The sequence below is a fragment of the Streptomyces sp. NPDC053076 genome, from assembly GCF_044546845.1.
Classification (GTDB): Bacteria; Actinomycetota; Actinomycetes; order Streptomycetales; family Streptomycetaceae; genus Streptomyces.
Genome location: NZ_JBITZL010000009.1, coordinates 102,543 through 116,122, shown reverse-complemented (window position 1 = coordinate 116,122; position 13,580 = coordinate 102,543). Strand labels below are relative to the sequence as shown.

The window sequence follows — 13,580 nt, the reverse complement described above, 5'->3', positions numbered from 1 at the left end:
ACGTGATTTCCAGTGTGCTCGTCGCCAACCGCGGTGAGATCGCCTGCCGTGTCTTCCGCACCTGCCGTGAGTTGGGGATCCGGACGGTCGCGGTGCACTCCGACGCCGACGCGGACGCGCTCCACGCGCGCGTGGCCGACACGGCGGTACGGCTGCCGGGCGCGGCACCCGCCGAGACGTATCTGCGCGGCGACCTGATCGTGACGGCGGCCCTGGCGGCCGGCGCCGACGCCGTACACCCCGGCTACGGCTTCCTCTCCGAGAACGCCGACTTCGCCCGCGCGGTCGTGGACGCCGGCCTGATCTGGATCGGCCCGCCCCCTCAGGCCATCGAAGCCATGGCGTCCAAGACCCGCGCCAAGCGGCTGATGGGCCTCGCACCCCTGGACGCGGCCGAGGTCACCGAGGCCGTCCTGCCGGTCCTGGTGAAGGCGGCGGCGGGCGGCGGGGGCCGCGGCATGCGGATCGTGCGCCGCCTGGAGGAGTTGCCGGCCGCGCTGGAGAGCGCACGCGCCGAGGCCGCGAGCGCCTTCGGCGACGGCGAGGTCTTCGTGGAGCCGTACCTCGAGCACGGCCGCCACGTGGAGGTGCAGATCCTCGCCGACACCCACGGCACCGTCTGGCCGCTCGGCACCCGCGACTGCTCCCTCCAGCGCCGCCACCAGAAGGTCATCGAGGAGGCACCGGCGCCCGGCCTCGGCGAGGGACTCGCCAAGGAGCTGCGGGCGCTGTCCGTGCGTGCCGCCCGCGCCGTCTCCTACGTCGGCGCCGGCACGGTCGAGTTCCTGGTCGCCGACGGCCGCGCCCACTTCCTGGAGATGAACACCCGGCTCCAGGTCGAACACCCCGTCACGGAGGCGGTGTTCGGCCTCGACCTCGTCGCCGAACAGATCCGCGTCGCGGAGGGCCACGCCCTGGCGAGCGAACCGCCGTGCGCGCGTGGCCACGCGATCGAGGCCCGCCTCTACGCCGAGGACCCCGCCCGCGACTGGGCCCCCCAGGCCGGCACCCTGCACCGCCTCGCCGTACCGTCCGGCGTCCGCCTGGACACCGGCTACACCGACGGCGACACCATCGGCGTCCACTACGACGCGATGCTCGCCAAGGTCGTCGCCCACGCCCCCACGCGCGCGGAGGCGATCCGCAAGCTCGCGGGCGCGCTGGAGGCCGCCGCGATCCACGGCCCCGCCACCAACCGGGACCTGCTCGTGCGCTCCCTGCGGCACGCAGAGTTCACGGCCGCCCGCATGGACACCGGTTTCTACGACAGCCACCTCACCGAACTCACCGAGCCCGCCGCCGACCCCCTCGCCCCCCTGGCCGCGGCCCTCGCCGACGCCCACGGCCGCTCCCGCTTCGGCGGCTGGCGCAACGTCCCGTCCCAGCCGCAGGTCAAGCGGTACGCGACGGGCGGCGAGGAGCACGAGGTGCGCTACCGGCACACCCGGCAGGGACTGACAGCGGACGGGGTACGGGTCGTCCACGCCGACGCGCACCTGGTCGTCCTCGAAGCCGACGGAGTGCGCCGGAGGTTCACCGTCTCCCGCCACGGCGATCAGGTCTTCGTCAACCGCACCACCCTCACCGCCCTGCCCCGCTTCCCCGACCCGACGGCCCAGGCCGCTCCGGGTTCCCTGCTAGCGCCGATGCCCGGGACGGTCGTACGCGTCGCCGAGGGCCTCACGGAGGGCGCGACCGTCGAGGCCGGCCAGCCCCTGATCTGGCTGGAGGCGATGAAGATGCAGCACCGGATCTCGGCGCCCGCCGCGGGCACGCTCACCGCCCTGCACGCCAGGCCGGGGCAGCAGGTGGAGCCGGGCCTTCTGCTGGCGGTGGTGCAACCGACCTGAGGGGCGCGGGGAACTGCGCGAGCAACCACACACAAGCCGCACTCGGAGGACTCGCATGACCACGCACATCGAATCCGAAGAACACCAGGCCCTGCGGTCCGCTGTCGCCGCCCTCGGCAGACGCTACGGCCGCGACTACCTCGTCCGCACCGTCGCCGAGGGCAAGCCGCCCGCCGAACTCTGGTCCGAGGCGGGCAAGCTCGGCTACCTCGGCGTGAACCTCCCGGAGGAACACGGCGGCGGAGGCGGCGGCATCACCGAACTCTCCATCGTCCTGGAGGAACTGGGCGCGGCAGGCTCACCCCTGCTCATGCTGGTGGTCTCCCCGGCCATCTGCGGCACGGTGATCTCCCGCTTCGGCACGGACGCCCAGAAACGGGCCTGGCTCCCCGGGATCGCCGACGGCACCCGCCTCATGGCCTTCGGCATCACCGAACCTGACGCCGGATCCAACAGCCACCGCATCACCACCACGGCCCGCCGGGACGGCACCGACTGGCTCCTCACCGGCCGCAAGGTGTTCATCTCCGGTGTCGACATAGCCGACGCCGTCCTGATCGTCGGCCGCACGGAGGACGCCCGCACCGGCAACCTCAAGCCCTGCCTGTTCATCGTCCCGACGGACGCCGAGGGCTTCCAGAAGCGTCCCATCGACATGGAACTCAAAGCCGCCGAGAAGCAGTTCGAGCTGACCCTGGACGACGTACGGCTGCCCGCCGACGCGCTCGTCGGTGACGAGGACGCCGGTCTGCTCCAGCTGTTCGCCGGACTGAACCCCGAACGGATCATGACGGCCGCGTTCGCCATCGGCATGGGCCGCTACGCGCTCGCCAAAGCCATCGAGTACGCCCGCGACCGCACCGTCTGGAAGACCCCCATCGGCGCCCACCAGGCCATCGCACACCCCCTGGCACAGGCCCACATCGACCTGGAACTGGCCCGGCTGATGATGCAGAAGGCGGCCCACCTCTACGACCGCGGCGACGACATCGGCGCGGGCGAGGCCGCCAACATGGCCAAGTACGCGGCGGGCGAAGCCTGCGTGCAGGCCGTCGACCAGGCCGTGCACACCCTCGGCGGCAACGGGCTCACGCGCGAATTCGGACTCGCCTCGCTGATAACGGCCGCACGCGTGGCCCGTATAGCACCGGTGAGCCGGGAGATGATTCTCAACTACGTCTCCCACCAGACCCTGGGTCTGCCCAAGTCGTACTGAGGCGACCGTCATGGAGGAACCGTGTTCCGCAGCGAGTACGCAGACGTCCCGCCCGTAGAACTCCCCATCCACGAGGCCGTCCTCGGCCGCGCCGCCGCCTTCGGCGACCAGCCGGCCCTCATCGACGGCACGGACGGCACCACCCTCACGTACGAGCAGGTGGACCGGTTCCACCGGCGCATCGCCGCCGCCCTCGCCGCCGCGGGCGTCCGCAAGGGCGACGTCCTCGCCCTGCACAGCCCCAACACGATCGTCTTCCCGACCGCCTTCTACGCGGCCACGCGCGCGGGTGCCGCCGTCACCACCGTGCACCCGCTCGCCACCGCCGAGGAGTTCGCGGGGCAGCTCCGCGACAGCGCGGCCCGCTGGATCATCACCGTGTCCCCGCTGCTGGGAACCGCCCGCCGGGCCGCCGAAATCGCCGGCGGCATACGGGAGATACTCCTGTGCGACAGCGCGCCCGGGCACCGCTCGCTGATCGACCTGCTCGCCTCCGGCGGCCCCGAACCGGTGATCGACATCGACCCCGCCCAGGACATCGCCGCACTGCCGTACTCCTCCGGCACCACCGGCCTCCCCAAGGGCGTCATGCTCACCCACCGGCAGATCGCCACCAACCTCGCCCAGCTGGAACCCGCCGTCCCGGCCGGCCCCGGCGACCGCATCCTCGCCGTCCTGCCGTTCTTCCACATCTACGGCCTCACCGCCCTGATGAACGCGCCCCTGAGACACGGCGCCACCGTCGTCGTCCTGCCGCGCTTCGAGCTGGAGACCTTCCTCGCCGCCATCGAGAACCACCGCATCACCGGCCTGTACGTCGCCCCGCCGATCGTCCTCGCCCTCGCCAAGCACCCGGCCGTGACCCGCTACGACCTCTCCTCCCTCACGTACGTCATCAGCGCCGCCGCCCCGCTGGACGCCCAACTCGCCCGCGCCTGCTCCCAGCGGCTCGGCCTGCCCCCGATCGGTCAGGCGTACGGCATGACGGAACTCTCCCCCGGCACCCACGTCGTCCCCCTCGACCGCCTGCACGACGCCCCCGCCGGCACGGTCGGCAAGCTCATCGCCGGCACCGAGATGCGGATCGTCTCCCTGGACGACCCCGGCAAGGACCTCGGCACCGCCGAAGCCGGCGAGATACTGATCCGCGGCCCCCAGGTGATGAAGGGCTACCTCGGCCGCCCCGACGCCACCGCCGACATGATCGACACCGACGGCTGGCTGCACACCGGGGACGTCGGACACGTCGACGCCGACGGCTGGCTGTTCGTCGTGGACCGGGTGAAGGAACTCATCAAGTACAAGGGCTTCCAGGTGGCCCCCGCCGAACTGGAGGCACTCCTGCTCACCCACCCGGGCATCGCCGACGCCGCCGTCATCGGCACCGACGACGAGAACGGCAACGAGGTCCCGCACGCCTTCGTCGTCCGCCACCCGTCCGCCGACGGCCCGACCGAGAACGACATCCTGCTGTACGTCGCCGAACGCGTCGCACCCTACAAACGCGTCCGCCGGCTCACCTTCGTCGACACCGTCCCCCGCGCGGCCTCCGGCAAGATCCTGCGCCGGGAACTCCGGGAGCTGACGTGACCTCGATCAGCCGCACGCGCGCGCGTGCCGTGGAAACCCTCAGCCTGGACGCCGCCGACACCCGCAACGCCCTCTCGGCGGCCCTCGTCGGCGAACTCGCCGCCGCGCTCACCGACTGCGGCGAGGACCCCGGCGTACGCGCCGTCGTCCTCACCCACACCGGCACCACCTTCTGCGCCGGCGCCGACCTGCGTGACCCACCCGACCCGGACGCCCTGGTGGCCCTGCTCCGGCAGATCGTCGAACTGCCCAGACCCGTCATCGCCCGCATCACCGGACACGTCCGCGCCGGCGGCCTCGGCCTGCTCGCCGCCTGCGACATCACCGCCGCGGCCACCACGGCCACCTTCGCCTTCACCGAGGTCCGCATCGGAGTCGCCCCCGCGGTGATCTCCCTCCCGCTCATCCCGCGCACCGACCCCCGTACCCTCGCCCGCTACTACCTCACCGGCGAACGCTTCGGCCCGGCCGAGGCCGTACGCCTGGGACTGCTGACGGCGACCGCCGACGACGTGGACGAAGCCCTCGCCCCCGTCCTCGACGGCCTGCGCCGCTGCGCCCCGCAGGCCCTGGCCGAGACGAAACGGCTGCTCACGGCTAGGGTGCTGGAGACATTCGACCGGGACGCGGCGGACCTGACCGCCCTCTCGGCCCGGCTGTTCTCCTCCGACCAGGCCCGGGAGGGGATGACGGCCTTCCTGGAAAGACGTGAGGCGGCATGGGTGGTGTGAGTACGACCGAACGCGAGCGCGTTCCCAAGCAGGACCGCAGCCGGGCCACCCGGCAGCGGCTCCTGGAAGCCGCCGTGGCCTGCCTCGCCGAACACGGCTGGGCGGGCTCCACCGTCGCCGTCGTCGCCGAACGCGCCGGCGTCTCCCGCGGTGCCGCCCAGCACCACTTCCCGACCCGGGAAGACCTCTTCACCGCGGCCGTCGAGTACGTCTCCGAAGAACGCTCCCTCGCCCTGCGGGCCTTGTTCCCCGAAGGCGCCGCCGACCGCCGCGCCGTCGTCGCCGCCCTCGTCGACCTCTACACCGGCCCCCTCTTCCGCGCCGCCCTGCACCTGTGGGTCGCCGCCTCGGACGAGGACCCGCTGCGTCCGCGCGTGACCGAACTCGAGGCCCGCGTCGGCCGCGAGACCCATCGCATCGCCGTCGACCTCCTCGGCGCCGACGAATCCCGCCCCGGTGTCCGCGAATCGGTCCAGGGACTCCTGGACATGGCCCGCGGCCTGGGCCTCGCCAACCTCCTCACCGACGACACCGCCCGCCGCGAACGCGTCGTCGCCCAATGGGCGACGCTGCTGGACAACGCCCTCGACTGACCCCCGGCAACGCGCCCCCCGGCACCCGCACCCCCCGGCACCCGCACCTCCCGCCGACGCCGACAGCCGCCCGGCGACGGCCCCGCCCGGCAACGCACGTCCCGCCGACGCCGACAGCCGCCCGGCGACGGTCCCTCCCGGCACCCGCACGTCCCGCCGACGCCGACAGCCGCCCGGCGACGGTCCCTCCCGGCACCCGCACGTCCCGCCGACGCCGAGACCCGACCCTGGGGCGGCAACGGCCTGGCGTATCTCCCGTCGATCCGGGGCCCCACCTGTGAAGCAGGTCACAGGCGCTTCCCGTGGCCCGCAGTACCCTTGCCCCATGCTTCCGATGCTCGTCCGACGCCGCCACGTGGACTACGTGCGCGTCACGAGCATGGGCTGTCGGCGCTTCTCCGCCTGACCCAGCCCCCTGTATCTCCCTTTTCTTCCCTTTTCCGGCACCGGGGGCCGCCACACCCTCGGCGGCCACCCGTGCCCCGTACACCCTGCGGACGCACCCCATGACCACGCACACAGCGACGTCGTACCACCAGCTCCCGATCATCGACCTCTCGGCCGCCGACCACGGGCCCCAGGCACGCGCACTGCTCCACGCCCAACTGCACAGCGCCGCCCACGACGTCGGCTTCTTCCAACTCGTCGGACACGGCGTCACCCCGGCCGAGACCGACGCGCTGCTCACCGCCATGCGCGCCTTCTTCGCCCTCCCGGAGGCCGACCGGCTCGCCCTGGACAACATCGGCTCCCCGCACTTCCGCGGCTACACCCGCACCGGCGACGAACGCACCGGCGGCGCCCGTGACTGGCGCGACCAGCTCGACATAGGCGCCGAACGCCCCGCCCGGATCCCCAGGCCCGGCGAACCCCCGTACTGGTGGCTGCAAGGCCCCAACCAGTGGCCGGCCGCCCTCCCCGAACTCCGCACGGCCGCCCTCGCCTGGATCGACAGGCTCAGCACGGTCGCCCAGCGCCTCCTGCGTGAACTCCTGACCGCCATCGGCGCCCCCGCCGACTTCTACGACCCGGTCTTCGGCGACCACGCCCACCCGCACCTCAAGCTCGTCCGCTACCCCGGCAGCGCGGCCGACGGCACCGACCAGGGCGTCGGCGCCCACAAGGACTACGGCTTCCTCACCCTCCTCCTGCAGGACACGGTCGGCGGCCTCCAGGTCCAGCGCGAGGACGGCCGCTTCCACGACGTACCGCCCATCGAAGGCGCCTTCGTCGTCAACCTCGGCGAACTGCTGGAAGTGGCGACCAACGGATACCTGCTGGCCACGAACCACCGGGTCGTCAGCCCGCCCGGCGCCACCGAGCGCTTCTCGGTCCCGTTCTTCTACAACCCGCGCCTGGACGCGAAGGTGGACCCACTGCCCTTCCCGCACGCGTCACAGGCCCCCGGCATCACCACGGACCCGTCGAACCCCCTGTACGCCGAATACGGCTACAACGAACTCAAGGGCAAACTCAGAGCCCACCCGCTGGTGGCGGAACGACACCACGAGGACTTGCTCGCCGCCGCGTGAAGGACAGAACGCCGCGCGAAGGACAGAACGCCGCGCGAAGGACAGAACGCCGCGCGAAGGACAGGCGCCGCCTGAAAGACAGGGTGCCGCCTGAAAGACAGGGTGCCGCGAAAGACGGGGCCGCCTGAAAGACGGGGCGCGAAGCGCCTGTCTTTCAGGGGCGCGGGGAACTGCGCGACCAGCCACAACCGACCCGCAGCCGCCGACGCGCGCCCCCGGCCCCCGCTCAGTGGGCGACACCCACAACCGACCCGCAGCCGCCGACGCGCGCCCCAGACACCCGCACCCGCACCCGCCCCGCCCCGCTCAGTGGGCGATATCCGCATACCCTTCGATGTCCTGAGGCCGCCGCGCCCCCGGCCCCACATACCGGGCAGAGGGCCGCACCAGCCTCCCGGTCCGCTTCTGCTCCAGAATGTGCGCCGACCACCCGGCGGTCCGCGCACACGTGAACATCGACGTGAACATGTGCGCCGGCACCTCGGCGAAGTCGAGCATGATCGCGGCCCAGAACTCCACGTTGGTGGCGAGCACCCGATCCGGCCGACGGTTGTGCAACTCCTCCAGCGCCGCCTTCTCCAACGCCTCGGCCACCTCGAACCGCGGCGCCCCCAGCTCCCGAGCCGTACGCCGCAGCACCCGGGCCCGCGGATCCTCGGCCCGGTACACCCGGTGCCCGAACCCCATCAGCCGCTCACCCCGGTCCAGCGCCTGCCGGACGTACGCCTCCGCGTCCCCCGTGCGCTCGATCTCCTCGATCATCCCGAGCACCCGGGACGGCGCACCGCCGTGCAGCGGCCCGGACATCGCGCCCACCGCACCCGACAGCGCCGCGGCGACATCCGCCCCCGTGGAGGCGATGACCCGCGCCGTGAACGTGGACGCGTTCATCCCGTGCTCGGCGGCGGACGTCCAGTAGGCGTCCACGGCCGCCACATGCTTCGGATCCGGCTCGCCCCGCCAGCGGATCATGAACCGCTCCACCACCGAGTTCGCCTTGTCGATCTCCCGCTGCGGCACCATCGGCGACCCCTGCCCGCGCGCCGACTGGGCGACGTACGACAGGGCCATGACGGCGGCCCGTGCCAGATCGTCCCGAGCCTGCCCCTCGTCGATGTCGAGCAGGGGCCGCAGCCCCCACACCGGGGCCAGCATGGCGAGCGCAGACTGCACGTCCACGCGGATGTCGCCGGAGTGCACCGGGATCGGGAACGGCTCGGCGGGCGGCAGACCGGGATTGAAGGCGCCGTCGACGAGCAGCCCCCACACGTTCCCGAACGAGACCTGCCCGACCAGGTCCTCGATGTCGACGCCCCGGTAGCGCAGGGCACCGCCCTCCTTGTCCGGTTCGGCGATCTCCGTCTCGAACGCGACGACACCTTCGAGCCCGGGTACGAAATCGGACATCAGGCGGCTCCTAGTGATGTGTGGGCGGCGGTCTTCCCGGTGATGCCCCGATCCGCCGGCGGTCACCCATGGTCAACCCAACCGCAAGGGGGGACCAGCACGATAACTCCCGGTGCCGCGCTTGGGGAGACCACTCGACACTGAGTGCCATACCCGTTCGATACGGCAAGATGACCGCGTGACCGACCGCGACCCGCTTCCGGACCCCGTCCTCGACCCCGCCGCCATGCGCAAGCAGTACCGGGCCGACGGGCTCGCCGAAGAGGACCTCGCCACCCATCCGATGGACCAGTTCGCCCGCTGGTTCGAGGACGCCGCCCGCGCGACCCTGCACGGCACGCTCTACGAACCCAACGCGATGGTCGTCTCCACGGTGGACGTGACGGGCCGCCCCAGCTCACGCACGGTCCTGATGAAGCAGTTCGACACCGACGGTTTCGTCTTCTACACCAACTACGACTCCCGCAAGGCCCGCGACCTCGCGGAGAACCCGAACGTCTCGCTGCTCTTCCCCTGGCACCCGCTGGCCCGCCAGATCATCGTCACCGGCAGCGCCCGGCGCACCGGCCGCGACGAGACCGCCGCCTACTTCCGCAGCCGCCCGCACGGCTCCCAGCTGGGCGCCTGGGCCAGCGCCCAGTCCACGGTGATCGCCTCCCGCACCGAACTGGACGCGGCGTACGCCGAACTCGAGGCGCGCTACCCCGAGGACGAACAGGTCCCGGTCCCGCCGCAGTGGGGCGGCTTCCGCGTCGTCCCCGAGACGATCGAGTTCTGGCAGGGCCGCCACAACCGGCTCCACGACCGCCTGCGCTACGTCGCCCAGCCGAACGGCGTCTGGAAGGTCGAACGCCTCAGCCCCTGACCTCCGGGCCCACCGCCTGGCCCCTGACCTCCGGGCCCACACAGACCTCCGGGCCCACACAGACCTCCAGACCTCCGGGCCCGCACAACGCAGACGACCCGCGGGCTGGGTTCCTCCAGGGAGGAGCCGGCCGGACGTACCGGCAGCCCGCGGGTCGGGTGACTGCTTGAGACTGGGCCGGCTGCGTGCTCGCACACGCTGATCCGGCACCGCACATGGTGTGGTGACGGGCGCTAGCCCGCAGTCACCTCACGCGTCCGGTTTCCATACATCTGCCGAACCACCTCCCTTCTCGTGTACCGACACCCTAAGAAGGGTCCGGGAGGCGCTCAACTGTTTTTTCGAGCCGCCTGTTTTCCGGGGGCCGTGGCATTGATCCATGCCATCTTGCGGGAACAGGATGTGGGCTGTGTCACGTTCCAGTTGAATAAGGGCCAATTAGCGAACCGAGCGCCGTGTTCACGTGCGCGGATGCAGCCTCCAGGGGGTCCAGGTGAGTGCTTCGCGGCGGAGTGGGACCACCGACGAGCTGGGACCGGACGAGCCCGAGGAGCCGGGAGGCTCCGACCTGCTCGCCGCTCTGCTCGACGGGATGGACGCGGCCCTGTGCGCCTTCGACGCCGACGGCGTGGTGACGCACTGGAACCGGGAGGCCGAGCGGATCCTCGGGTGGACGGCCGCCGAGGCCGTGGGGCGGCACGGGTTCGCCGGGTGGGCGGTGCGCAGCGCCGACGCCGAGGAGGTGCAGGCCCGGCTGATGTCGGCGATGCACGCGCCGGGGCGGCAGGTGCACGAGTTCGCGCTGGTGACCAAGGACGGCGGGCGGGTGCTGGTACGGACCCAGTCCGCCGCCGTGCGCGGGCCCGAGGGGAAGCCCGCCGGGCTGTACTGCGCGTTCAGCGAGGTGCACGCGCAGATCGATCTGGAGCGGTCGATCGCGCTGAGCGAGGCGCTGTTCGAGGACGCGGCCTGGGGTGTCGTGCTCGTCGACGCCGATCTGCGGCCGGCCGTCATGAACGCGTACGCGGCGCGGGCGCTGGGCGTGGGGCGTACGTCGGCGCTGGGCCGGCCGCTGGGTGAGCTGCTGACGCAGGGCGCGGAGGAGCTGGAGGCCGCCCTGACGCATGTCCTGGCCGAGGGGGCCCCGCCCGCGCCGGCCGAGATGTGGGTGGCCGTGCGGACGCCGGAGGGCGAGACGCGGCGCTGCTGGCGGAGCGGGTTCCTGCGGCTGGCCTCGCCGCTCGCGGAGGAGCCGGTGCCGCTCGGTGTCGGCTGGCTGTTCCTGGACGTCACGGAGGCGAGGCAGGGGCAGCAGGAGGCGTCCCTGCTGCGGTTCCGGACGAATCAGCTGCATCGCGCGGCCCGGGCCGCCGCCGAGTGTGAGGACCCGGTGGAGGCGGCCACCGTTCATCTCGATTTCGCGCTCGCCGGCTTCGCCGACCACGCGCTCATCGACGGGGTGGCGGGCGGCCCGCACGCGGAGGGCGACGCGGCCTCGGGCCCGGTCCGGCTGGTACGGCTCGTGGCCACGCCCGCGGGGGCGCCGGGACCGAGCCTGCTCACGGGTGCGGCCGGGCTGCCCGCGCGCTACGAGGAAGGGCATCCGGCGTTGCAGTGCGTGCAGCGGGCCGGGAGCGTGCGCGCGGACGCCGGGTCCGTCCCGGCCGAGCGGGCGCGGGAGTGGGCGCTGGAGCGGCAGTGGCCCAGCGACGCGGTGCACGCGCTGTGCGCGGTGCTGCGCAGCCGGGGGCGGACGCTGGGTGTGGTGACCTTCCTGCGCGGTGCCGGCCGCAACCGCTTCGAACGGTCCGACACGGCCTACGCGGAGGACGTCGCCCTGCGGATCGCGGCGTCCCTGGACCTCGGTGAGGCGATGCGGGGGCGGCCGGGGGACCAGGTCCCGTAGGGCCCGGTCCGGTCGTGGCGGCGTGTCAGTGGTGGTGCGTCAGTGGCCGTAGAAGATCCGGTCGCCGTACTCCGTCATGACCCGGCCGTTCCACTCGTGTCCGCCGTCGACATTGCCGGAGCGCAGCAGAGGCGGCTCGATGCCGCGGTCGGCGAGGGTGGCGGCGGTGGTCGCCATGACGGCCTGGAGCAGGGCGGTGGTGACGACCGTGGAGGCGGGGGCGAAGGGCGCCGGGATGGTGTCCAGGGTGAGTTCCGCGTCGCCGACGGCGATCTTCGAGTCGAGGACGATGTCGCAGTGGTCCTTGAGGAAGGTGCCGGTGGTGTGCCGGGACTTCGTCTCGGCGGCGTACGCCACGGAGGTCACGCCGATGACGTGTACGCCGAGGGTGCGGGCGTGCAGGGCCATCTCGACGGGGAGGGCGTTGCGGCCGGAGAGGGAGATGATCACCAGGGCGTCGCCGGCGCGGAGCGGTGAGGTGTCCAGGACGGCGCTCGCGAGGCCGTCCACGCGTTCCAGGGCGGAGCCGAGGGTGGCCGGGGTGACGTCGACGCCGACGACGCCGGGGACGGCGAGCAGGTTCATCAGGGCCAGGCCGCCGGCGCGGTAGACGACGTCCTGGGCGGCCAGCGAGGAGTGTCCGGCGCCGAAGGCGAACAGGCGGCCGCCGGCGGTGACGGTGTCGGCGAGCAGGGTGCCGGCCGCGGTGATGGCTTCGGCCTCCTCGTCGCGGACCCGGTGCAGCAGGCCGATGGCGGCGTCGAAGAACAGGTCGGCAGGCGTGCCGTCGCTCATGCGGTGCCCCTTCGCAGCGTCTGTGTCGCGGATCACGGTGCGGTCTGGACCAGTACGGTGTCAATACGGCCCGTACCACTGGTGCGGTCTGCGTTTTCCCGGTACCGCCCGCTTGTCAGTGGGATCCGGCAGAATTGATGTCAGGGCCAGCGCACGCCGGCCGGGCGGCCGGCAGAGGTAATCGAGGGGCACGTATGTCCGGACTGATCGACACCACGGAGATGTATCTCCGCACCATCCTCGAGCTCGAAGAGGAAGGCGTCGTCCCCATGCGTGCTCGCATCGCGGAGCGGCTGGACCAGAGCGGGCCGACGGTGAGCCAGACGGTGGCGCGGATGGAGCGCGACGGTCTGGTGTCCGTGGCCAGCGACCGGCACCTGGAGTTCACGGACGAGGGGCGCCGGCTGGCGACGCGCGTGATGCGCAAGCACCGCCTGGCCGAGTGTCTGCTCGTGGACGTGATCGGGCTGGAGTGGGAGCAGGTGCACGCGGAGGCGTGCCGGTGGGAGCACGTGATGAGCGAGGCCGTGGAGCGGCGCGTGCTGGAGCTGCTGCGGCACCCCACCGAGTCGCCGTACGGCAATCCCATCCCGGGTCTGGAGGAGCTGGGCGAGAAGGACGGGGCGGATCCGTTCCTGGACGAGGGCATGGTCTCGCTGGCCGACCTGGACGCGGGGGCGGACGGCAAGACGGTCGTCGTCCGTCGTATCGGCGAGCCGATCCAGACGGACGCGCAGCTGATGTACACGCTGCGGCGGGCGGGCGTGCAGCCCGGTTCGGTCGTGAGCGTGACGGAGTCGCCCGGCGGTGTGCTGGTGGGCAGCGGTGGCGAGGCGGCCGAGCTGCAGGCGGACATCGCCTCGCACGTGTTCGTCGCCAAGCGCTGAGACGGAGAGGGCCCCGGCGCCGTGTGGCGCCGGGGCCTGTCCTCCCCTGTGCTGACCCGGAGCCCCGAGCTCCCAGGGTCATCCCCCTCGGACCGGCTTTTCCCCGAGCGGTCCGCCTCCCGCCAGAAGAGATCCCCTCGGCTGCGGCGATCATGCCCTGCTGGGTGTCACTCGAATGAGGGGTGTTGTCCGCAGATACGGAATCTTC

At 72.4% G+C, this 13,580-nt stretch carries 11 protein-coding genes; 9 read left to right on the top strand and 2 right to left on the bottom strand.

Annotation, left to right across the window (positions count from 1 at the left end):
• Positions 1-2: 2 nt before the first annotated feature.
• The 6 genes from ACIGYR_RS31355 (at position 3) to ACIGYR_RS31330 (ending at position 7,512) form a co-directional block, all read left to right on the top strand.
• Positions 3-1,850, top strand: a complete 1,848-nt coding sequence (locus ACIGYR_RS31355) for a biotin carboxylase N-terminal domain-containing protein (RefSeq protein ID WP_399606149.1) — start codon at positions 3-5, stop codon at positions 1,848-1,850.
• Positions 1,851-1,905: 55 nt separating this feature from the next.
• Positions 1,906-3,066 carry an acyl-CoA dehydrogenase family protein gene (locus ACIGYR_RS31350; protein WP_399606152.1) on the top strand — a complete coding sequence of 387 codons (1,161 nt, stop codon included), beginning with the start codon at positions 1,906-1,908 and terminating at the stop codon, positions 3,064-3,066.
• 21 nt (positions 3,067-3,087) lie between these two features.
• The gene (locus tag ACIGYR_RS31345) at positions 3,088-4,656 is read left to right on the top strand and encodes a 4-coumarate--CoA ligase family protein (RefSeq protein WP_399606154.1); all 1,569 of its coding nucleotides are present in this window, start codon (positions 3,088-3,090) and stop codon (positions 4,654-4,656) included.
• Positions 4,653-5,387, top strand: coding sequence for an enoyl-CoA hydratase family protein (locus ACIGYR_RS31340; RefSeq protein WP_399606157.1), 735 nt, complete (start codon positions 4,653-4,655; stop codon positions 5,385-5,387). The genes ACIGYR_RS31345 and ACIGYR_RS31340 overlap by 4 nt, the downstream gene beginning before the upstream one ends.
• A complete protein-coding gene (locus tag ACIGYR_RS31335; protein WP_399606160.1) occupies positions 5,375-5,980 on the top strand; it encodes a TetR/AcrR family transcriptional regulator in 606 nt (201 codons plus the stop codon). The genes ACIGYR_RS31340 and ACIGYR_RS31335 overlap by 13 nt, the downstream gene beginning before the upstream one ends.
• A gap of 506 nt (positions 5,981-6,486) precedes the next feature.
• Positions 6,487-7,512 carry an isopenicillin N synthase family dioxygenase gene (locus ACIGYR_RS31330; RefSeq protein WP_391846677.1) on the top strand — a complete coding sequence of 342 codons (1,026 nt, stop codon included), beginning with the start codon at positions 6,487-6,489 and terminating at the stop codon, positions 7,510-7,512.
• Positions 7,513-7,818: 306 nt separating this feature from the next.
• Here the strand turns inward: ACIGYR_RS31330 and ACIGYR_RS31325 are convergent, their stop codons facing one another.
• Positions 7,819-8,919, bottom strand: a complete 1,101-nt coding sequence (locus tag ACIGYR_RS31325) for a citrate synthase 2 (protein ID WP_399606164.1) — start codon at positions 8,917-8,919, stop codon at positions 7,819-7,821.
• Positions 8,920-9,097: 178 nt separating this feature from the next.
• Here ACIGYR_RS31325 and pdxH point away from each other — a divergent pair, with 178 nt between their 5' ends.
• Together pdxH and ACIGYR_RS31315 are read left to right on the top strand one after the other, a co-directional pair.
• A complete protein-coding gene (gene pdxH / locus ACIGYR_RS31320; protein WP_399606166.1) occupies positions 9,098-9,784 on the top strand; it encodes a pyridoxamine 5'-phosphate oxidase in 687 nt (228 codons plus the stop codon).
• A 493-nt stretch (positions 9,785-10,277) separates the two neighbouring features.
• The gene (locus tag ACIGYR_RS31315; RefSeq protein WP_399606169.1) at positions 10,278-11,690 is read left to right on the top strand and encodes a PAS domain-containing protein; all 1,413 of its coding nucleotides are present in this window, start codon (positions 10,278-10,280) and stop codon (positions 11,688-11,690) included.
• A gap of 39 nt (positions 11,691-11,729) precedes the next feature.
• Here the strand turns inward: ACIGYR_RS31315 and ACIGYR_RS31310 are convergent, their stop codons facing one another.
• A complete protein-coding gene (locus ACIGYR_RS31310; RefSeq protein WP_391846685.1) occupies positions 11,730-12,485 on the bottom strand; it encodes an SIS domain-containing protein in 756 nt (251 codons plus the stop codon).
• A 194-nt stretch (positions 12,486-12,679) separates the two neighbouring features.
• Between ACIGYR_RS31310 and ACIGYR_RS31305 the strand changes: the two genes are divergently transcribed.
• Positions 12,680-13,372: a metal-dependent transcriptional regulator gene (locus ACIGYR_RS31305; RefSeq protein ID WP_391846687.1), complete on the top strand. Its 693-nt coding sequence runs from the start codon at positions 12,680-12,682 to the stop codon at positions 13,370-13,372.
• Positions 13,373-13,580: the final 208 nt, after the last annotated feature.